This window comes from Streptomyces sp. NPDC049879 (genome assembly GCF_044461265.1).
In the GTDB taxonomy this organism is placed as follows: Bacteria; Actinomycetota; Actinomycetes; order Streptomycetales; family Streptomycetaceae; genus Streptomyces.
Genome location: NZ_JBITKT010000001.1, coordinates 505,357 through 526,498, shown reverse-complemented (window position 1 = coordinate 526,498; position 21,142 = coordinate 505,357). Strand labels below are relative to the sequence as shown.

At 73.7% G+C, this 21,142-nt stretch carries 15 protein-coding genes; 7 read left to right on the top strand and 8 right to left on the bottom strand.

Annotation, left to right across the window (positions count from 1 at the left end):
- Positions 1–5 precede the first annotated feature (5 nt).
- From ACIBPC_RS02385 to ACIBPC_RS02375, 3 genes are read right to left on the bottom strand one after another with little or no spacing between them, the layout of a single operon-like run.
- The gene (locus ACIBPC_RS02385) at positions 6–848 is read right to left on the bottom strand and encodes an Fpg/Nei family DNA glycosylase (RefSeq protein ID WP_398840711.1); all 843 of its coding nucleotides are present in this window, start codon (positions 846–848) and stop codon (positions 6–8) included.
- Positions 849–855: 7 nt separating this feature from the next.
- Positions 856–1,341 carry a ribose-5-phosphate isomerase gene (locus ACIBPC_RS02380; RefSeq protein WP_362955451.1) on the bottom strand — a complete coding sequence of 162 codons (486 nt, stop codon included), beginning with the start codon at positions 1,339–1,341 and terminating at the stop codon, positions 856–858.
- A gap of 13 nt (positions 1,342–1,354) precedes the next feature.
- Positions 1,355–1,930, bottom strand: coding sequence for a biotin transporter BioY (locus ACIBPC_RS02375; protein ID WP_362955449.1), 576 nt, complete (start codon positions 1,928–1,930; stop codon positions 1,355–1,357).
- A gap of 202 nt (positions 1,931–2,132) precedes the next feature.
- On the opposite strand from ACIBPC_RS02375, the gene ACIBPC_RS02370 reads away from it, so the two are divergent.
- Positions 2,133–2,774, top strand: a complete 642-nt coding sequence (locus ACIBPC_RS02370; RefSeq protein WP_362955447.1) for a superoxide dismutase — start codon at positions 2,133–2,135, stop codon at positions 2,772–2,774.
- Positions 2,775–2,913: 139 nt separating this feature from the next.
- Here ACIBPC_RS02370 and ACIBPC_RS02365 read toward each other — a convergent pair whose 3' ends face one another.
- The gene (locus ACIBPC_RS02365) at positions 2,914–3,543 is read right to left on the bottom strand and encodes a DsbA family protein (protein WP_398840708.1); all 630 of its coding nucleotides are present in this window, start codon (positions 3,541–3,543) and stop codon (positions 2,914–2,916) included.
- A gap of 165 nt (positions 3,544–3,708) precedes the next feature.
- Here ACIBPC_RS02365 and pepN (ACIBPC_RS02360) point away from each other — a divergent pair, with 165 nt between their 5' ends.
- From pepN (ACIBPC_RS02360) to ACIBPC_RS02340, 5 genes are all read left to right on the top strand, one after another.
- Complete coding sequence (gene pepN, locus ACIBPC_RS02360) at positions 3,709–6,303, top strand: aminopeptidase N (RefSeq protein WP_362955442.1); 2,595 nt, start codon at positions 3,709–3,711, stop codon at positions 6,301–6,303.
- A gap of 98 nt (positions 6,304–6,401) precedes the next feature.
- Positions 6,402–7,436: a hypothetical protein gene (locus ACIBPC_RS02355; protein WP_398840706.1), complete on the top strand. Its 1,035-nt coding sequence runs from the start codon at positions 6,402–6,404 to the stop codon at positions 7,434–7,436.
- A gap of 254 nt (positions 7,437–7,690) precedes the next feature.
- Positions 7,691–10,990, top strand: a complete 3,300-nt coding sequence (locus ACIBPC_RS02350) for a S8 family serine peptidase (RefSeq protein WP_398840704.1) — start codon at positions 7,691–7,693, stop codon at positions 10,988–10,990.
- Between the two features lie 117 nt (positions 10,991–11,107).
- Positions 11,108–13,675 carry an aminopeptidase N gene (gene pepN / locus ACIBPC_RS02345; RefSeq protein ID WP_398840702.1) on the top strand — a complete coding sequence of 856 codons (2,568 nt, stop codon included), beginning with the start codon at positions 11,108–11,110 and terminating at the stop codon, positions 13,673–13,675.
- A 305-nt stretch (positions 13,676–13,980) separates the two neighbouring features.
- Complete coding sequence (locus ACIBPC_RS02340; RefSeq protein WP_398840700.1) at positions 13,981–16,473, top strand: hypothetical protein; 2,493 nt, start codon at positions 13,981–13,983, stop codon at positions 16,471–16,473.
- Positions 16,474–16,533: 60 nt separating this feature from the next.
- On the opposite strand, the gene ACIBPC_RS02335 is transcribed toward ACIBPC_RS02340, so the two are convergent.
- From ACIBPC_RS02335 to ACIBPC_RS02320, 4 genes are all read right to left on the bottom strand, one after another.
- A complete protein-coding gene (locus ACIBPC_RS02335; protein WP_398841797.1) occupies positions 16,534–16,767 on the bottom strand; it encodes a hypothetical protein in 234 nt (77 codons plus the stop codon).
- Between the two features lie 35 nt (positions 16,768–16,802).
- Positions 16,803–18,845, bottom strand: coding sequence for a 4-alpha-glucanotransferase (malQ, locus tag ACIBPC_RS02330; protein WP_398840699.1), 2,043 nt, complete (start codon positions 18,843–18,845; stop codon positions 16,803–16,805).
- On the bottom strand, positions 18,845–19,090 hold the full coding sequence (locus ACIBPC_RS02325) for a hypothetical protein (protein WP_398840697.1): 246 nt from the start codon (positions 19,088–19,090) through the stop codon (positions 18,845–18,847). Before ACIBPC_RS02325 ends, malQ begins: the two co-directional genes overlap by 1 nt.
- Positions 19,091–19,290: 200 nt before the next feature.
- The gene (locus tag ACIBPC_RS02320; RefSeq protein WP_362955425.1) at positions 19,291–19,827 is read right to left on the bottom strand and encodes an HNH endonuclease; all 537 of its coding nucleotides are present in this window, start codon (positions 19,825–19,827) and stop codon (positions 19,291–19,293) included.
- Between the two features lie 286 nt (positions 19,828–20,113).
- Here ACIBPC_RS02320 and ACIBPC_RS02315 point away from each other — a divergent pair, with 286 nt between their 5' ends.
- On the top strand, positions 20,114–21,052 hold the full coding sequence (locus ACIBPC_RS02315) for a mechanosensitive ion channel family protein (RefSeq protein WP_362955422.1): 939 nt from the start codon (positions 20,114–20,116) through the stop codon (positions 21,050–21,052).
- The last annotated feature ends 90 nt before the right edge of the window (positions 21,053–21,142 follow it).

Sequence of the window (21,142 nt, the reverse complement as noted above, 5' to 3'; positions counted from 1 at the left end):
CCCGTTCAGGGGCGGTGCTGGCAGGTGGGGCACCAGAAGAGGTTGCGCGCGGCGAGGGGGGCCGTGCGGATCTCGGTGCCGCACAGGAGGCACGGCTGGGCGGCGCGCCGGTAGACGTACACCTCGCCGCCGTGGTCGTCCACGCGCGGCGGGCGGCCCATGGCCTCGGGGGTGTGCTCGGGGCGCACGGTGTCGATGCGGTTCAGGCGGACGCCCTCCCGCATCAGCGCGACCAGGTCCGCCCAGACGGCGTCCCATTCCGCCCGGGTGAGATCGCGGCCCGCCCGGTAGGGATCGATCCCGTGCCGGAAGAGGACCTCGGCGCGGTAGACGTTGCCGACGCCCGCGACGACCTTCTGGTCCATCAGCAGCGCGGCGACCGGCGTGCGGCTGGCGCTGATCCGGCGCCAGGCGGCGCCGGGGTCCGCGTCGGGCCGCAGCGGGTCGGGGCCGAGGCGGTCCTCGACGGCGCGCTTCTCCGCGTCGGTGATCAGGGCGCAGGTGGTCGGGCCGCGCAGCTCGGCGTGGCCGGTGTCGTTCCACAGGCGCAGGCGGAGCTGGCCCACCGGCGGGGGCGGCGGGCCTTCGCCGAAGGCGACCTTGCCGTAGAGGCCGAGGTGGATGTGGACCCAGCTGGTGGCGTCGCCGCCCGCCCCGCCGGGGGCGGGTGACCAGCCGAGGAAGAGGTGCTTGCCGTGCGCCTCGGCCGCCGCGAGGGGGCGGCCGTCCAGCAGCGCCGCCCCGTCGGCGAACCGGCCCTGCGGGCTGTCGGCGCGCACCGGCCGCCCGCCGCCGAAGGCGTGGCCGAAGTCGGCGGCGAGGCGGTGGATGGTGTGGCCCTCCGGCATGCTCCCGTCAGCCCTGCGCCGCCTCGCCGGGCAGCGCCGGGAGGGTGCCGTCCGTCTCGTAGGCGGTCAGCATGGCGATGCGGCGGGTGTGCCGGGCGGCGCCGGAGTACGGGGTGTCGAGGAAGGCCGCGACGAACGCCGTGGCCTCCTCCTGGCTGTGCATGCGCGAACCGACGGCGAGGACGTTCGCGTTGTTGTGCTCGCGCCCGAGGCGCGCCGTCTCCTCGCTCCAGCCGAGGGCGCAGCGGACACCGGCGACCTTGTTGGCCGCGATGGCCTCGCCGTTGCCCGAGCCGCCGATGACGACGCCGAGCGAGCCCGGCTCCTGCGCGACGCCCTCGGCGGCGCGCAGGCAGAACGGCGGGTAGTCGTCCTCGGCGTCGAAGACGAACGGGCCGCAGTCGACGGGCTCGTGGCCGTTCTCCGTGAGCCACTCCGCGAGGTGGGACTTCAACTCGTAGCCGGCGTGGTCGGAACCGAGGTAGACGCGCATGGGGACGAGTCTGTCATGGCCGCCGGCCGGCGAGACGCCAGGCCGCGGGAAGGGCTCCCATGGCCAGCGCGGCCTTGAGGGCGTCGCCGATCAGGAAGGGGACGAGGCCGGTCGCGGCGGCCTCGGACAGGCTCATCCCGGCGTCGAGCGCGAGGTAGGGGACGCCGCAGCCGTAGGTGATCGCGGTGCCGACGGCCATGGTTCCGGCGGTGCGCAGGACGGTGCGGTCGCCGCCGCGTCCGGCGAGGGCGCCGACCGCCCAGGCGGCGAGCGTCATGCCGATGATGTAGCCGAACGTCGCGCCGCCGGGGCCGGACGTGCCGCCCTGGAACCACGGGACGCCCGCCATGCCGACGAGGGCGTACAGCACCATCGACGCCAGGCCGCGGCTCGCGCCGAGCGAGGCGCCGACGAGCAGCGCGGCGAACGTCTGGCCGGTGACCGGCACGGGCGAGCCGGGCACGGGGAGGGTCAGCTGGGCGGCGATGCCGGTGAGGACCGCGCCGCCGACGACCAGCGCCGCGTCGCGCACCCGCGCGCGGGGCGCCGTGGCGGCGGGGAGCAGGTCGGCCAGAACGGCAGTGCTCATGGGGGCTCTCCTGGAGGACGGGGGGAGGAACGGGGACGGTGACGGGAACGGGCGCGGCCGGGCCGGGGCCCGCTGACTTGACGTCATCGTGACGCTATCGGACGCGGCGGCCCCTCCAGGCGTGAGTTTCACGACACTCGCGCCTTCCTGCTGCTAGCGTGTTGTTGCAAGTGCTTCGCAACTAATGAAGATGGGCAACGGCATGGCCACCTACAGCCTCCCCGAACTCCCCTACGACTACGCCGCGCTGGAGCCGGTCATCAGCGGCGAGATCATCGAGCTGCACCACGACAAGCACCACGCCGGCTACGTCAAGGGGGCGAACGACACGCTGGAGCAGCTGGCCGAGGCCCGTGACAAGGACCAGTGGGGGTCGGTCAACGGCCTGGAGAAGAACCTCGCGTTCCACCTCTCCGGCCACATCCTCCACACCATCTACTGGCGCAACATGACGGGCGACGGCGGCGGGGAGCCGCTGGAGAAGGACGGCACGGGCGAGCTGGCGGACGCGATCGCCGAGTCGTTCGGCTCGTTCGCGCGCTTCAAGGCCCAGCTGTCGAAGGCCGCCGCGACGACGCAGGGCTCCGGCTGGGGCGTGCTGGCGTTCGAGCCGGTCAGCGCGCGGCTGATCATCGAGCAGGTGTACGACCACCAGGGGAACGTGGGGCAGGGCTCGATCCCGCTCCTCGTCTTCGACGCCTGGGAGCACGCCTTCTACCTCCAGTACCGCAACCAGAAGGTCGACTTCGTCGAGGCCATGTGGCGCGTCGTGAACTGGCAGGATGTGCAGGACCGTTACGCCGCCGCGAAGGCGCGCGCCACCGGGCTGCTGCTCGCCCCCTGACGCCCTTCCGGGAGCCCACGGACCCCCGGCCGTCTGGATCGTCTTCTCACGGATCGCCGATCCTTCGGACAGGCGGGCGGGAAAGCGGGCGGCCCCGCGCGGAGGCATCGCGCGGGGCCGCCCGTGTCTGTGGGGCCGCTCAGTCGAACTGCGGGCCGACGTCGCGCGTCCGCTTGATCTCGTAGAAGCCGGGCGTCGAGGCGACCATCAGCGTGCCGTCCCAGAGCCGGGCCGCGGCCTCGCCCTTGGGCGCGGGCGTCACCACCGGGCCGAAGAACGCGATCTGCTTCCCGTCGGCCCCCGGCACCGCGATGACCGGCGTGCCGACGTCCTGGCCGACCAGGTCGATGCCCGCCTTGTGCGACGCGCGCAGCTCGGCGTCGTACGCGTCCGTGTCGGCGGCGTCGGCCAGCTCGGCGGGCAGCCCCGCCTCGGTGAGGGCGGCGACCAGGGTCTCCCGGTTCTTCGGCAGGCCCCCCGGGTGGAAGCGGGTGCCGATCGCCGTGTAGAGCGGGCCGAGGACCTCGCTGCCGTGCTCCTTCTCGGCGGCGATGCACACGCGCACCGGGCCCCAGCCGGCGCGCATGGCGTCCGCGTACTCCTGGGGCATCTCGTCGAGCCGGTCCTCGTTGAGCACGGAGAGGCTCATCACATGCCAGCGGACCTCGACCGGACGCACCTTCTCCACCTCCAGCATCCAGCGCGACGTCATCCACGCCCAGGGGCACAGCGGGTCGAACCAGAAGTCGGCGGGCGTCTTGTCGGACATGTCAGGCTCCTCAGCGGTACGGAAGCGGGCACGGAACTCGCGGGGTCAACGACGCCGCGCGCCGTCGCATTCCACCGTGCGGGCCCGGCGCCGCCCGTGACATGCTGGCACGCGCCGGAGCGGCGAAGCGCCAACGCGCCATGAGCCACGAGAGGAAGCACCGCAGTGCCCGGAGAGAACCTGACACGCGACGAGGCCCGGGAACGGGCACGCCTGCTGCGCGTGCACGGCTACGAGGTGGCGCTCGACCTCCGCTCGGCCGTCGCGCCGGCGCCGGCGGCCGGACCGCGGACCTTCAGGTCCACCACGACGATCCGCTTCGCGTGCGCCGAGGAGGGCGCGGACAGCTTCGCCGACCTGCTGGCGCCGCACGTCCACTCCGTGACGCTGAACGGCGAGCAGCTGCCCGTGGACCGCGTCTTCGACGGCGCGCGGGTGGCGCTGCGCGGCCTCGCGGCGGAGAACGAGCTGGTGGTCGACGCGAGCTGCGCGTACAGCAGGACGGGTGAGGGGCTGCACCACTTCTCCGACCCGGAGGACGGCGAGACCTACCTCTACACGCAGTACGAGCCGGCCGACGCGCGGCGGGTGTTCGCGAACTTCGAGCAGCCCGACCTGAAGGCGCCGTTCCGCTTCCGCGTCACCGCGCCCGCGCACTGGACGGTGCTCGGCAACGGCGCCGAGGAGTCCCGCGAGGAGCTGTCCGGCGGGGACGCGGCCACCTGGACGTTCGCCGAGACGAAGCCGATCTCCACGTACATCACGGCCGTCGTCGCCGGGCCGTACCACTACGTCGCCGACCACTACACGCGCGAGCTGCCCGACGGCACGACGCTGGAGATCCCGCTCGGCGCGCTCTGCCGCAAGGGGCTGGCGCGGCACTTCGACGCGGACGACGTCTTCCTCGTGACGAAGCAGGGGCTCGACTTCTTCCACGACAACTTCGGCTACCCCTACCCCTTCGGCAAGTACGACCAGGCGTTCGTCCCCGAGTACAACCTCGGCGCGATGGAGAACCCGGGGCTCGTCACGTTCCGCGAGGAGTTCGTCTTCCGGGGCAGGACGACGCGCGCCGCCTACCACGGGCGGGCCAGCACGGTGCTGCACGAGATGGCGCACATGTGGTTCGGCGACCTCGTGACGATGGAGTGGTGGGACGACCTGTGGCTCAAGGAGTCGTTCGCCGACTTCATGGGCGCGTTCTCGCTGACCGAGGCGACGCGTTTCGACGAGGGCTGGATCTCGTTCGCCAACCGGCGCAAGGCGTGGGCGTACCGCGCGGACCAGCTGCCCTCGACGCACCCGGTCACCGCCGACATCCGCGACCTCCAGGACGCCAAGCTCAACTTCGACGGCATCACGTACGCGAAGGGCGCCAGCGTCCTCAAGCAGCTCGTCGCCTACGTGGGGCGCGACGCGTTCCTCGACGGCGCGCGCCGCTACTTCGAGCGCCACGCGTACGGCAACACCCGCCTCGCCGACCTGCTGTCCGTGCTCGCCGAGACGTCGGGCCGCGACATGGCCGGCTGGGCCGAGTCCTGGCTCCAGACGGCGGGCGTCAACTCGCTGACGCCCGAGGCGCTGTACGGCGCGGACGGCCGGATCACCGAACTGGCCGTCCTCCAGGAGGCCCCGGCGTCCCACCCGACGCTGCGCCCGCACCGCGTGGCCATCGGCCTCTACCGGCGCGTGGACGGCGCGGGCCCGCTGCTGCGCTACGCCAGGGCGGAGACCGACGTGACCGGTCCGCGCACGGTCGTCGCGGAGCTGGCGGGCGAGGAGCGCCCCGAGCTGATCCTCGTCAACGACGAGGACCTCACGTACTGCAAGGCGCGCTTCGACGAGGACTCGCTGGACACGCTGCTCGCGCGCCTCGGCGAGGTCGAGGACCCGCTGGCCCGCGCCCTGTGCTGGTCGGCGCTGTGGAACCTCACGCGCGACGGGCTGCTGCCCGCCCGCGACTTCCTCGGCCTGGTCCGCGACTTCAGCGGCGCGGAGAGCCAGATCGGCGTCCTCCAGATGGTCCACGCGTGGGCGCTGTCGGCCCGCGACCACTACACCGCGCCGGAGCGGCGCGCGGAGGCGGGCGCCGGACTGTCCGCCGTCGCGCTGACCGAGCTGCGCCGCGCCGCGCCCGGCAGCGACCACCAGCTGGCCTGGGCGCGCTTCCTGGCGAGCGCGGCGGACGCGGACGCGGACTTCCAGCTGCTCGGCGGGCTGCTGGCCGGCACCGCGCGGATCGACGGCCTGGACGTGGACCAGGAGCTGCGCTGGACGTTCCTCGGCCCGCTGGCCGCCGCCGGGCGGATCGGCGAGGCGGAGCTGGACGCCGAACTCGCCCGCGACGACACGGCGTCCGGCAAGCGCCACCAGGTCCGCTGCCTGGCCGCCCGCCCGTCCGCCGGGGTGAAGGCGCGGGCGTGGGAGGACGTGGTCGAGTCGGACGCGCTGTCGAACGCGCTGGTCGAGGCCACCATCGACGGCTTCGCCCAGCCGGGGCAGCGGGCGCTGCTCGCGCCGTACACCGGCCGGTACTTCGAGGTGATCGAACGGGTGTGGCGGACGCGGACGATCGAGATCGCGATGGCGATCGTCCGGGGCCTGTTCCCCGCGCTCCAGGGCGACCGGGACACGCTGGACGCGGCCGACCTGTGGCTGACGGAGCACAAGGAGGCGCCGCCCGCGCTGCGCCGGCTCGTGCTGGAGGCGCACTCCGACCTGGCGCGCGCCCTGCACGCGCAGGCGGCCGACCGGCGCTGAGGGGTCCCGGCGGGCGCGGCGTACCGTGTGCGTCGCGGTTTGCCGACCGGTCTGTAACAGAGGTGGGCCCGCGGGTGGCGGCGGGGAATCGGCGGGGCATGAGCGAAGAATTTCCGCCGGTCCCCCGCCCCCCGCTGGCCGCCGCTCCCCCGTGGGTCCCCGGCGCGCGGGACGCGGGGAGCGCGGCGGACGAACGGGTGCTGTCCGCGCACCAGTTGCGGGAGCGAGGCGTCCCGGCCGCCACGGCGCGCCGCCTGTGCCGCCCCGGCGGCCCGTGGCAGATGCCGCTGCCCGGGGTGTTCCTGCTGCACCCGGGCCCTCCGACGGGTGAGGAGACCGTACGGGCCGCCCTGTGCTACGCGGGCGGCCGTCCCGGCGAGGCCGTCGTCACGGGGCTGGCGGCCCTGGCGCTGCACGGGTTCTCGGCCGCGCCGCCGCTGGCCGCGCTGGAGCGGGTGGACGTGCTGGTGCCGCGGACGCGGCGGCTGCGGTCGGCAGGACGGGTGTGCCTCGTCCGTACGTCCGCGCTGCCCCGGGCGGTCACGGCGGGCGGCTTTCCGGTGGCCCCGGCGGCGCGCGCGCTGGCCGACGCGATCGCACATCTGCCGGGGACGCCCGAGGTGCGGCGGCTGCTGGGCGAGGCGGTGCGCGGCGGGCACTGCGAGCCGCGGGCCGTGGTGCGGGAGCTGGCGTGGGCCGGGCTGCTGGGGCGGCCGGTGGTCGCCGAGGCGGTGCGGACGCTGCCCGCCGAGGGCCGCGCGGTCGCCGAGGAGCTGCTGATGGACACCGTGCGGGCGGCGGGGCTGCCCGACCCGTGCTGGAACGTGGGGCTGTGGCTGCCGGACGGCCCGTTCCTGGGGACGGTGGACGCGTACTGGCCGCGGCCCGCCGTGGCGGTGCGGATCGACGCGTGGCGGCCCGGGCCCGTGCCAGGACCCGAGCAGGACCCGGAGCGGCGGGCGCGGGACCGGCGGCTGCACCAGACGCTGCTGGGCCTGGGGGTGGGCGTGGTGCGGGTGACGCCGCGGGGGCTGCGGGAGGCGCCGGGGCGGCAGGCGGAGGTGCTGGCCGGGGCGCTGCGGGCGGCGGCGGGGCGGCCGCCCGCGACGTACGTGGTGGTGATGCCGCGCTGAGGGCGTACGCGCCGGGGCGCGCGGGGGCGTTGACGTGAAGACCGTGTACACGGTTCCGGGGGCGGAAGGGCGGGTTCCGGGGCGCTGTGCAATGCGCATTTCCCGGGGTTTCCCGGACAGACTTATCGTCAGATTGTCCCTCCAACGGAATATATCTTCATTCCCGATACAAGATCTTCTTCGTCAAGTCCCCCCATACTTTGATCACTTCCGTATGATGACCGGTCGTCCTGCTGAGGTAATTCCGAACAAGGATGCCCATGTCACTGAGACCACCCCTGAGACCCCTGTCCCGTGTGTCCCTCGCGGCCGGCCTGGTGGCCGCGCTGGCCCTCACGGGCGCGGTCCCTGCTCTGGCGGCGGACGACACTCCCCGCTCGGTGCCGGACAAGCCGCTCGGCGAGAAGTTCTCCACCCAGGACGCGGCGCTCCTGGCCGAGGCGAAGACGGCGGGCGAGCCGTTCGTCACGATGCTGATCGCCGCCGAGCCCGGGGAGACCGAGGAGGTGGCCGAGACGCTCGGCGACCTCTCCGGCGCCTCCGTCGGCTACACGCAGGACGACATCGGCTACGTGCGGCTCACCGTCCGCACCGGCAAGGCCGACGCCGCCATCGCGGAGGCCACGGCGCTCTCCTCCGTCCACGCCATCGACATGAACGACGAGCTGCAGGTCCCCGACCCGCAGCCCGAGCCCACCCAGGGCGGCGGCCACGGCTCCGGCGGCTCGCGCGACTACCCGGGCCCGGACGAGGACACCCGCGCGGACAACCCGTACCAGCCCGCCGGGGAGACCGGCGCCGTCGACTTCGTGCGCCACAACCCGCGCTACGACGGCCGCGGCGTCACCATCGGCATCCTGGACACGGGCATCGACCTCGGGCACCCGGCGCTCCAGGAGACCACCACCGGCGAGCGCAAGATCACCGACTGGGTGACCGCGACCGACCCGATCATCGACGGCGACGCCACCTGGCGTGCGATGACGACGGCGGTGAACGGCCCCTCGTTCACCTGGTCGGGACGCCAGTACACCGCCCCGGCGGGCGCGTACTTCGTCAACCGCTTCAGCGAGTCCGTCGCGGGCGGCGAGGCGGGCGGCGACCTCAACCGCGACGGCGACAGCACCGACGCGTGGGCGCTGCTGTACGACCCGGCCGCCGGGACCGTCCGCGTCGACCTCGACAACGACGGCGACTTCACCGACGAGACCGAGCTGTCCCCGTACGGCGAGGACCACCAGGTCGCCTACTTCGGCACCGACGACCCGGCGACGGAGATCGCCGAGGCGGTGCCGTTCGTCGTGGAGGTCCGCGAGGACGTCCCGATGGACCCGTACGGCGGCGACTGGGTCGGCCAGGTCCGCGACTTCGTGAACATCGGCATCGTCTCCGGCCGCCACGGCACGCACGTCGCGGGCATCACGTCGGCGAACGGCCTGTTCGGCGGCGCCATGGACGGCGCGGCCCCCGGCGCGAACCTCGTCTCCGCGCGGGCCTGCCTCTTCGTCGCGGGCTGCACCTACACCGCGCTGTTCGAGGGCATGATCGACCTGGTCGTCAACCGGGACGTGGACCTCGTCAACGTCTCGATCGGCGGCCTCCCGGCCCTCAACGACGGCAACAACGCGCGTGCCAGGCTCTACACCGAGCTGATCGACACGTACGACGTGCAGCTGTTCATCTCGGCGGGCAACGACGGCCCCGGCACCAACACCATCGGCGACCCGGCGGTCGCCGAGAAGGTCGTCGCGGTCGGCGCGGGCATCTCCGACGACACCTGGGCCGCCAACTACGGCTCCGAGGTGCGCACCTCGTACGACATGATGCCGTTCTCCTCGGCCGGTCCGCGGGACGACGGCGGCTTCAAGCCCACCATCGTCGGGCCCGGCGCGTCGATCAACTCCATCCCCACCTGGCAGCCGGGCAGCCCGGTCGCCGAGGCGGGCTACTCCCTGCCGCCCGGCTACGGCATGCTCCAGGGCACCTCGATGGCGTCCCCGCAGGTCACCGGCGCGTCCGCGCTGCTGCTGTCCGCCGCGCGCCAGCGGGACATCGACCTGTCCCCCGCCGACCTGCGCACCGCGCTGACCAGCTCGGCCACGCGCATCAGCGGCGTGCAGGCGCACGAGCAGGGCGCGGGCCTCATGGACACCGAGGCCGCCTGGCGCCTGATCACGCGGGGCGCGACGGCGCACGAGTACACCGTCACCGCGCCCGTGGACCACGCGCAGTCCGAGTACCTGGCCACGCCGGACTCGGGCGCGGGCGTCTACGACCGCGAGAGCGCGCCCGCCGTCGGCGAGCGCGAGAACTACCAGGTGACGATCACGCGCACCACCGGCCCGAACCGCCGCGTGCTGCACACCCTGTCGCTGGAGAACAACCACGACAGCACCTGGCGCCTCACCAGCAGCCCGCTCGTGCTGCTGCCGCTGAACCAGCCGGTGACCGTCACGCTCCAGGCGCGCCCCGGCTCGGTCGGCGCGCACAGCGCCATCCTGAACGTGAACGACCTCACGACGTGGGGCACCGACCACCGGATCCTCGCGACGGTCGTCGTCCCCGAGGAGCTGGCGGCGCCCGGCTACGACGTGACGCGCACCGACACGGTCAGGCGCAACGGGAACGACTCGTGGTTCGTGACCGTCCCCGAGGGCACGCGCTCCCTGGAGGTCTCCCTCGGCGGCCTCGCCGACGGCAGCCAGACGCGGTGGATCGCCCTCAACCCGTACGGCATGCTGGAGGACGACTCCGCCAGCAACCAGTGCTACCCGAACTACGAGTCCCCCGCCAACACCTGCCGGCCCGACCTGCGGTCGTACGAGAACCCGGTGCCCGGCGTCTGGGAGTTCGAGGTCGAGTCGCGGCGCACCACGCCGCAGCTCGACAACCGGTACACGCTGACCGCCACCGCCCTGTCCACCACCTTCGACCCGGAGACGGCGCGGGTCGAGGAGGCCGAGGCGGGCGTGCCCGTGCCGGTCGGGTGGACGCTGACGAACGAGCTGGCCCCGGTCGAGGGCAGCCTCTCCGCCGGTGAGCTGGGCTCGGTCCGCGAGGAGACGCCGACGATCGGCGACGGCGAGCGGCAGACGTGGGAGGTCGAGCTGGGCGAGGGCGTGTCGCAGTTCGAGGCGGTGATCGGCAGCCCGTCCGACCCGGGCTCCGACCTCGACCTGTTCGTCTACCAGGACGGCGTGCTCGTCGGCGAGTCGACCAGCTCGGGCGCCGAGGAGACCGTCACGCTGACCGACCCGGCCGCCGGTGTGTACACCGTCGAGGTGCACGGCTACGCGGTCCCGACCGGCAGCACCACGTTCGCCTACCGCGACGCGTTCCTGAGCCCGCTGCTGGGCTCGGTCGCGGTGGACGAGGACCAGGTGATCGAGCTGGGCACCGGCGAGTCGGCCGAGGCCACGGCCGAGGTGACCGTCAGCGCGGCGGCGGCCGAGGCGGGCGCCGGCCGGCAGCTGTTCGGCCAGGTCCAGCTGCTCAACGCCCGGGGCACGCCCACGGGCAGCGGCGGCGTGGTCGTCGAGAGCGTCACCGGCTGACCCCGGACGGTACGCCCCGCGGGGGCGGGTGGACGGCAGCCGGCCGTCCGCCCGCCCCCGCGGCGTTCCCCGTGGAAGGATGGCGGGGCGCAAGCCGTAGACGTAAGGAGACACCAGGTGCCTGGCACGAATCTGACCCGGCAGGAGGCCCAGGAGCGGGCACGGCTGCTGGGCGTGGACAGCTACGACGTCGCGCTGGACATCTCGGGTGCGCAGGAGGGCGGCACGTTCGGGTCCCGGACGACCGTGCACTTCACCGCCCGGTCGGCCGGCGCCACGTTCATCGACCTGATCGCGCCCGAGGTGCACGAGGTGGTGCTCAACGGGACGGCGCTCGACCCGGCGGAGGTCTTCGCCGACTCGCGCGTCGCGCTGCCCTCGGTGCTGGAGGGGCACAACGAGCTGCTGGTCGTCGCCTCCTGCGCGTACACCAACACGGGTGAGGGCCTGCACCGCTCGGTCGACCCGGTGGACCAGCAGGCGTACCTGTACACGCAGTTCGAGGTGCCGGACGCGCGGCGGGTGTTCGCCTGCTTCGAGCAGCCCGACCTGAAGGCGACGTTCCGCTTCACCGTGACCGCCCCCGAGGGCTGGACCGTGATCTCGAACGCGCCGACGCCCGAACCGAAGGACAACGTCTGGGAGTTCGGCGAGACGCCGCGCATCTCGACGTACATCACCGCGATCATCGCGGGCCCCTACCACTCGGTGCACAGCACCTGGGAGGGCGACGGCGGCAGGACCGTGCCGCTGGGCGTCTACTGCCGCCCCTCGCTGGCCGAGCACCTGGACGCGGAGGCGATCTTCGCCGTCACGCGGCAGGGCTTCGACTGGTTCGAGGAGAAGTTCGACCACCCGTACCCGTTCGCCAAGTACGACCAGCTGTTCGTGCCGGAGTTCAACGCGGGGGCGATGGAGAACGCGGGCGCGGTCACCTTCCGCGACCAGTACGTCTTCCGCTCCAAGGTCACCGACGCGGCGTACGAGGCGCGGGCCGAGACGATCCTGCACGAGCTGGCCCACATGTGGTTCGGCGACCTCGTGACCATGGAGTGGTGGAACGACCTCTGGCTCAACGAGTCGTTCGCCACCTACACGTCGGTCGCCTGCCAGGCGCACGCCCCCGGCAGCCGCTGGCCGCACGCGTGGACCAGCTTCGCCAACAGCATGAAGACCTGGGCCTACCGCCAGGACCAGCTGCCGTCCACCCACCCGATCATGGCGGAGATCAACGACCTGGACGACGTCCTGGTCAACTTCGACGGCATCACCTACGCCAAGGGCGCCAGCGTCCTGAAGCAGCTCGTCGCCTACGTCGGCATGGACGAGTTCTTCCGCGGCGTGCAGGCCTACTTCAAGCGCCACGCCTGGTCCAACACGCGGCTGACCGACCTGCTCACCGCCCTGGAGGAGACCAGCGGCCGCGACCTGTCTGCCTGGTCCAAGGCGTGGCTGGAGACCGCCGGGATCAACGTGCTGCGGCCCGAGATCACGGTGGACGACGCGGGCGTCATCACCGGCTTCGCCGTCCGCCAGGAGGCCCCCGCGCTGCCCGCGGGCGCCAAGGGCGAGCCGACGCTGCGCCCGCACCGCATCGCGATCGGCCTGTACGACCTGCGCGACGGCGCGCTGACCAGGACCGACCGGATCGAGCTGGACGTGGACGGCGCGCTGACGCCCGTCCCCGAACTGACCGGCCGCGCCCGCCCCGACGTCGTCCTGCTCAACGACGACGACCTGTCGTACGCCAAGGTCAGGCTCGACCCCGAGTCCACGGCCGTGGTGTCCCGGCACGTCGGGGACTTCACCGAGTCGCTGCCGCGCGCGCTGTGCTGGGCGTCCGCCTGGGACATGACGCGGGACGGCGAGATGGCCACCCGCGACTACCTCGCGCAGGTCCGCTCGGGCATCGGCAAGGAGACGGACATCGGCGTCGTCCAGTCGCTGCACCGGCAGGTGCGGCTCGCGCTGGACCTGTACGCGGCGCCCGAGTGGCGCGAGGAGGGCCTGGCGGCCTGGTCGGCGGCGGCCCTGGAGCACCTGCGGGCGGCCGAGCCCGGCAGCGACCACCAGCTGGCGTGGGCCCGCGCGTTCGCCGCCAGTGCCCGTACCGGCGCGGAACTCGACCTGCTCGCCGGGCTGCTGGACGGCTCGGAGAGCCTGGACGGGCTGACCGTGGACACCGAGCTGCGCTGGGCGCTGCTGCTGCGCCTCGCGGCGACCGGGCGGGCGGACGAGCCGGAGATCGAGGCCGAGCTGCGCCGCGACCCGACGTCGGCGGGCGAGCGGCACGCGGCCACCGCGCGGGCGGCCAGGCCGACGCCGGAGGCGAAGGCGGCGGCGTGGGCCCAGGTCGTCGAGTCCGACACGCTGCCCAACGCGGTGCAGGACGCGGTGATCGCGGGCTTCGTCCAGACCGACCAGCGGGAGCTGCTGGCGCCCTACACGGAGAAGTACTTCGCCGTGCTCACGGACGTCTGGGCGTCGCGCAGCCACGAGATGGCGCAGCAGATCGCGGTGGGCCTGTACCCGGCCGTCCAGGCGGAGCGGGCGACGCTGGAGGTGACCGACGCCTGGCTGGCGACGGCGGAGCCGAGCGCGGCGCTGCGGCGGCTCGTCACCGAGTCGCGCGCGGGCGTCGAGCGGGCGCTGCGCGCCCAGGCCGCGGACGCGGCCGCCGCCTGACGCCCTTCACGACGCACCCCAGGGCGCCCGGGACGAGATGTCCCGGGCGCCCTGCCGTCTGCCGGGGCGCGGATCGTATGCGATCCGCCGTGCGTCCGGGCGGGAACGCGCAGGGTGCGGCGGGTTGCGGCCGGGGCGCGAGGTGAAGATGAGGTGACAGGCGGTCAGGGGGCGCATGCGGCGCGTTGGTGATGGGTACATGCCGGGAAAGCGCCGGTCGCTGGGCGCCAGGAAGCACGTGCGGTCATCTGCAAGAGAGTTCGGGGGAACGTCTCGCCGTACTCCTGTGTCCAGGAGGTTCACCCATGCCGATCCTCAGCTTCACCCGCGATGAGGTGGAGGCCGAGGCGGACGCGCGTCCGTGGAAGCGCCAGACCGAGTTCCGCGAGGAGATCCAGCCGGACGAGATGGCCGACACGGCCGCCGTCTACGCGCGCGCGGCCGGTGAGGCGGACGACGCGGGCGACCTCGCGCGCGGCGCGACCGAGGTGAGCGCCGAGTCCGGCAGCCTCGACGGCGACGCGCTGGTGGACGCGGACGGCCGCATCAGGACGACCGCGCGGGGCCTCCAGGGCAACGGCGAGGACATGGACGCCGTCGTCGGCTACGTCGTGCGCGCCATGAACCGGGCGCTGGACGCCGACGAGGAGGTGCACGACATCGTCCTCGCCGAGGGCGGCCTGGACACCAAGTACATCGAGCACCTCAACGCGGCCATCACCGAGTGGAACGGCTGGCAGGCGGCACTGGAGGCGCGGCTGCGCCCCGAGGGGGGCGTACTGCTCGGCCCGCCCGCGCCCCTCACCATCACGTACGGCGGGGAGTACGCGATGGTGTGGCCGAGGATGGTCTCCGTCGGCAACTACCAGTACGACTTACCCGCCGGCTTCGACGGCCGGATACGGCAGAAGTACCTCAAGAAGGCCGCCACCGACGCCAAGACGGCCGACGGCGAGATCACCGACGCGCTCGACGCCTACCGCAGCAAGCTCGCCGAGTACGGCCAGGAGCTGGGCGACCTGGGCTACGACCTGTCCGACGGGCCGCTCGGCCTGTGGACGACCCAGCCCATGGGCGAGTACGCCGCGGACCGCCTCGTCGAGGAGATGAACAAGGACCACCCCGACCCCGAGGCCCTCCTGCGGTGGACGGAGACGCTCGACGCCATCGGCCTCGGCATCTACGACCCGGACCAGCCGGACAAGCCCCTGCGCGAGATGACGGCCGCCGAACGCGACTACCTGTCGGCGTTCTACGGCCGCCTCGACAAGGACGAACTGGCGCTCCTCGGCAGCCTCGCCGACGGCAAGGGCCTCGACCCCGGCGTGGCCGGGACGCGCTTCGCGGCCGCCCAGCGCGTCGCCGACGGCCTGATGATGCTGATGAACCCCGAGGACGGCGGCTACGACCCGTCCACGGCGGCGGGCCGCGAGCAGATGCCGGCGGCCGTGCGCGACTTCCTGTACGGCGACCGGCAGGCGTTCATCGACGGCTTCGTGGACGTCTCGCTGCCGAACCGCGGCGGCCCCGACGACGCGTACTGGGACGCGCTGCGCGACTTCAACGGCTTCGGGCAGCTGATGGGCGCGGCGTCCGTCGCCCCGGGCGACGCGTTCGCCAAGGACATGGCGCACACGGCCGTCAACATCCAGGGCCTCACCCAGTACCACTACTTCGACGGCGGCTACGGCGACATCCCCAACACCGGCAGCAACGGGCTGCTGCAGGCCGTCTCCCTCAACACCGACGCGAGCGCGGACCTGTTGAACGACAAGGCGTTCCGCGAGGGCGCGCTCGGCGTCCACTGGGAGGACTCCACGGGCGTCGGCGCGCTCGTGCGCAGCGGCACGACGGTGCCCGAGGGCGTCGGCCACAACGACCCGGAGGCCGAGAAGTACGTCCACGCGGCCTACAACGTGCTGGAGTACGCGGCCGGGCACGACAAGGACATCCTCGGGACCAGGAACCACAACATCTCCGAGTACGGCCCGATCGACCACACCGGGCTCCAGGACGCGATCGGCGACACGGCGCTCCAGTACATGGACATGATCTCGAAGGGCGGCACCAAGTCCGAGTTCGCGTCGAGCGCGGACGGCTTCACCGACCTCAACCTGCACGGCAGGGACTACCGCTACTCGTTCGACCTGTCGGACGCCGACCGCGAGTCGCTGTTCAAGATCATGAACCAGTCGGGCGGCGACGTCCGCGAGGAGTTCTTCGGCGGCGTCGGCCAGTGGCAGGAGATGGCGGCGCACGACGCGTTCCGCCGGGACATGGAGGCGCAGGGGCAACCGGACGGGCAGCGGCGCGGCGAGTCGTCCGTCTTCGACCACATCGGCAGGATCGCGGGCACGGTGCAGTACGTGCAGGAGGTCGATCCGGTCGCGGACACCTCGAAGAACCAGTTCACCGGCTACGCGGCCATCTCGACGGCGGCCAGCGTCATCAACACGATCGGCGACTTCGGCAAGGGCAACCTCGTCGGCCAGCTCGCCGCGTTCGGCCTCACCGAGGGGCTGCGCTACACCCTGCCCGACGGCGCCGCGGCGGTGGACAAGGCGCAGTGGGAGGCCGTCAACTGGGGCGACGTGAGCGCCCGCACGACCGTCGCGTACGCGGCGCAGCGCGCGGAGTACGGCGGGGCGCAGGACCACGAGATCCCCACCCCGTCGAAGGGCGGCTTCAACCAGACGGACGTCATCGAGAGCGTCAGGAACATCGAGGGCGACGCGTACGGCCACTACTCGCAGGCCCTCATCAACGCGTACAACCGCGCGGCCGAGCCGCGCGACTGACCCCCGGCGCCGCCCGTACGGGCCGCCTCCCCCGTCGCGAGGGGAGCGGCCCGGCGGGGATCAGCGCTTGCGCTCGCTCACGATCACGAGCCCGGCGATCACCGCGAACAGCACGACGGGCGCGATGACGAAGAGGCTGAGGGTCTGGATCACGCTCAGCCCGGAGCCCGGGTCGTCGCCGTCGTCCCGGTAGAGGGCGAAGGCGGACGGGGAGGAGAGCAGCATCAGCAGCGCCGTACCCGCGGTGACGGCCGCCGCGCGCTTCGCGGTGCGCTTCTTGTTCACGTTGACCACGTGACCACACTAACGAACGCGCGCCGGCCGCTCCCTCACGGCCCCGCCATCTCCTCCCGCACGGCCCGCACGAGGGCCGCCACCCGCCCCGAGGTGGTCAGCTCCTCCAGCGTCACAGGCCGCCCCGAACCGTCCGCCATCGGCAGCCGCCAGTTGGGGTACTCGCGCCATGTCCCCGGCATGTTCTGCGGCCTGCGGTCGCCCACCGCGTCGGGCAGCCAGATGCCGATCATCTTCGCGGGCGTCCTGGCGAGGAACCGGTAGGCGGCGGCGATCTGCCCCTCCTCGGTGGCGCCGGGCGTCAGCAGCCCGAGCCGGGAGAAGAGCGCCAGCCACTCGGCGGTCTCGGCCAGCGCGCCGTTCAGCTCGTCGGTGCCGGGCGGGAGCAGGCCGAGGCGCTCGCGCAGCCGTACGTGGTCCCCGGCGAGGCGGGCGGCGGTGGACGGCAGGTCGTGCGTGGTGACGGTGGCCAGGCAGTCGGCGCGCCAGCTGTCCGCCGGGAGCGGCGGCTGCCCGCGCGCGGCCCAGTCCCGTTCGAACCACATCACGGACGTGCCGGAGATGCCGCGCTCGGCGAGCTGCTCGCGCACGCCGGGCTCGACCGTGCCGAGGTCCTCGCCGACGACGACGGCGCCCGCACGCTCCGCCTCCAGCGCGAGCACGCCGAGCATGGCGTCCGCGTCGTAGCGCACGTACGTCCCGTCGGCGGGCGAGGCGCCCTCGGGGATCCACCACAGGCGGAACTGGCCCATCACATGGTCCACGCGCAGCCCGCCCGCGTGCCGCAGCAGCCCGGCCAGCAGGTCGCGGTAGGGCGCGTACCCCTGCTCGGCGAGCGCGCCGGGCCGCCAGGGCGGCAGGCCCCAGTCCTGGCCCTTGGCGTTGAACGCGTCCGGCGGCGCCCCGGCGGTGATGCCGGAGGCGAGGACGTCCTGCTGGGCCCAGGCGTCCGAGCCGTGCGGGTGGACGCCGAGCGCCAGGTCGTGGACGAGGCCGATGGACATGCCGGACGCCTGCGCGCTGCGGTGCGCGCGGCGCAGCTGGATGTCGGTGAGCCAGGCGAGCCAGCTGTGGAAGTCGATGCGGTCGAGGTGGTCGCCGCGGGCGCGGGCCGTCTCGGGCGACCTGGGGTCGCGCAGCCCCGGCGACCAGGACCGCCAGTCGGGCCCGTACAGCTCGGCGAGGGCGCTCCAGGTGGCGTGGTCCTCCAGCGCCTGGCCCTGGTCGGCGAGGAACGCCCAGTACGACGCGTACCTGCCGGGGCTCAGCGGGACGGCGCGGACGATCTCCAGCGCCTGCCGCTTCAGCGCCCACACCGCGTCGCGGTCGATGGGCGCGCCCTTCTCCAGGACGGCGGCGCGCAGGGCGGCGGCGCGGCCGAGGAGGCGGTCGGTGTGGTGGCGGGCGTCGGGGCCGAGGTACGCGTACTCGGGGATGTCCTCGATGCGCAGGTGGACGGGGTCGGCGTAGCGGCGCGTGCCGGGCCTGTACGGGGACGGGTCGGTGGCCTCGCCCGACGCGCCGGGGACGGCGGCGTGCAGCGGGTTGAGCTGGATGAATCCGGCGCCGAGCACGTGGCCCGCCCAGGTGGCGAGGTCGGCGAGGTCCACGAGGTCGCCCATGCCCCAGGAGCGGGTGGACAGGAGCGAGTAGAGCTGCACGAGGAGGCCGTGGCTGCGGCCCGGGGGGCCGGGGAGACGTCCGGGCGCGGCGATCAGGGTGGCGCTGCCGGTGCGGCCGTCGGGCGCGGTGGCGCGCAGGGTGTGGTAGCCGGGGGCGGGCGGGCCATCGTCCCAGGCGAGGGTGGGCCCTTCGGCGGTCTCGATCCGCAGCTCGGTGCCCGGCGGGAGGCCGGGGGGCGGTTCGTGCGGGGTGCCGCCGCGCAGGACGACGGTGGGCGGCAGGAGGCGGGCCGCGCCGGGGGCGGCCTCGTCGGGGTCGGCGCCGGGGTCGGCGCCCAGGGCGGTGAGGACGGCGGTCACCGTGTCCTCCGGAACGGTGACGTGGTTGCCGGGCGAGGGTTCGTAGGACGTGGCGACGCCGTGCGCCGCGGCGAGCCGCGCGAGCCGCTCTTCCATCAGATGTCTGCTGCCTCCGCGCCGGTGCCCACGGGGCCGCCGGTCTCCGACGTCAGCGGCGGCTCGGCGGCGAGCGGCGACTCCGACGTCAGGGGGGCGGCGGCGCCGAGCGGCGGTTCGCTGGTCAGCGGGGCCTGCGGTGCGCCGTTCTGGCTGGGCACCGGGCCGGGGTCCAGGCCGTACACCAGGTGTTTCAGCAGGTCGGCTTCCCTGTCGGGCGCGTCGATCCGGGCGGCTCCGGCCACGGGCTGACTCCGTTCGCTGGGGGTGCGCAGGGGTTCACGCGCTGCGGCGCGCGCGGTACTGCTTGCTCTACCCCAGTGAACGCCAGGACACCCCTCCGTGCGACAGGAAAGCGACGCAGCTCACCCGCCGCGCGCCGGAAGATTTGCCGCCGCGTCCCGCACCCGGCGGCAACTTCTCCCGCCGGGTCCGGCCGCGGCGTTCAGGCGGAGCGGCCCTCGATGCGGGCGAGGGCGTCGTCGGCGCCGTACGGGCGGAGGTAGGGCAGCCAGCGCGGGTCGCGGTGGCCGGTGCCGATGATCCGCCAGGCGAGCCCGGACGGGGGGCCCGGCGTGTGGCGCAGCCGCCAGCCCAGCTCGGCGACGTGCCGGTCGGCCTTGATGTGGTTGCAGCTGCGGCAGGCGGCGACGACGTTCTCCCACGCGTGCTGGCCGCCGCGGCTGCGCGGGATGACGTGGTCGACGCTGGTGGCGACGCCGCCGCAGTACGCGCACCTGCCGCCGTCGCGCGCGAACAGCGCCCTGCGGGTCAGCGGCACGGCGGTGCGGTACGGGACGCGGACGAACCGCTTGAGGCGGACCACGCTCGGGGCGGGGATGGCCTGGGTGGCGCTGCGCAGGAGCGCGCCCGATGTCTCCAGGCTGACGGCCTTGTCGTTCAGCAGGAGGATGAGTGCGCGGCGGACCGGTACGACGCCCAGCGGCTCGTACGACGCGTTGAGGACCAAGACGTGTGGCACGGACGCCCTCCGTTTCCGTCGGCGGCACGTGGCTCGCGCCGGGACGATCTCCCTCAGTGTGTCCCGCGGACGGCCCTTACCGCCACCACGATCGGCAATTGCGCCGTTTGTGTCGTTCGGCACACCCGTCCCCGGCGCCCCTCGGGACCCCCGCGGCGCGGGCCGCGGAAGGTGTGCGGTCGCTCACACCGCGCGGGCGGCGCGGTCGGCGGGCGGGCCCGCGCTGTTTACGGTGGACGACCGGGGCGGACGGCCGCGGCGGACTGAAGGGATCGAGTAGGCACCGATGCGCGACTACTTCACGGGCTGGGAGTCCTGGCTCACCCACGGGCTGCGGATCGCGCTGATCGTCGCGGTCGCGTTCGCCGTGCGGTTCGTCGTCCGGCGGGCGATCAGCCGGCTGATCTCGCGGCTCAACAAGGACGAGACGACCACCCGCCGGTCCGCCACCCGGGGCGGCCTGCTGCTGAACTCGGAGCGCCGCCGCCAGCGCTCCGAGACGATCGGCTCGGTCCTGCGCAGCACGGCGTCGGTGGTGGTGCTCGGCACGGCGGCGCTGATGGTGCTGTCCGAGCTGGGCGTGCAGCTCGGTCCGCTGATGGCCAGCGCGGGGATCGCCGGTGTGGCCATCGGCTTCGGCGCGCGCAGCCTGGTCGCGGACGTGCTCAGCGGCATGTTCATGCTGCTGGAGGACCAGTACGGCGTCGGCGACACGATCGACGCGGGCGAGGCGAAGGGGACGGTCCTGGAGATCGGCCTGCGCGTCACGACGCTGCGCGGCGAGGACGGCGAGGTCTGGTACGTGCGCAACGGCGAGATCAAGCGCGTCGGGAACCTCAGCCAGGGCTGGTCGACGGCCGGGGTGGACGTGGAGGTCCCGGCGGACGCGGACCTGGACCAGGTGCGGAAGCTGATCGACGCGGTCGGGCACGACCTGTCGAAGACCGCGCCGTTCGACGAGCTGCTGTGGGAGCCGGTGCGGGTGCTGGGGCTCGACGCGGTGTCGCGGGAGGCCATGGTCGTGCGGGTGGCGGCCAAGACGCTGCCGGGCGCGGGCGTCGAGGTGGAGCGTGAGCTGCGCTGGCGGATCAAGCGGACGCTGGGCGAGGCGGGGATCACGCAGATCGCCGAGCCCGCGCCGGGGCAGGGCACCGTCCCGGCACAGCCGGGCGCGGCGGCCCCGCCCGGGGCGGCGGCCGGGGGCGGCGAGGGGGCGGCGCAGTGAGGCGCCGTTACGGGAGGCGCGCCACGCGGTCACACGGCGGGCACGGGGGCCCGCCACCCCACCACCCCGGTCCGGCCGCCGGCCGGACCG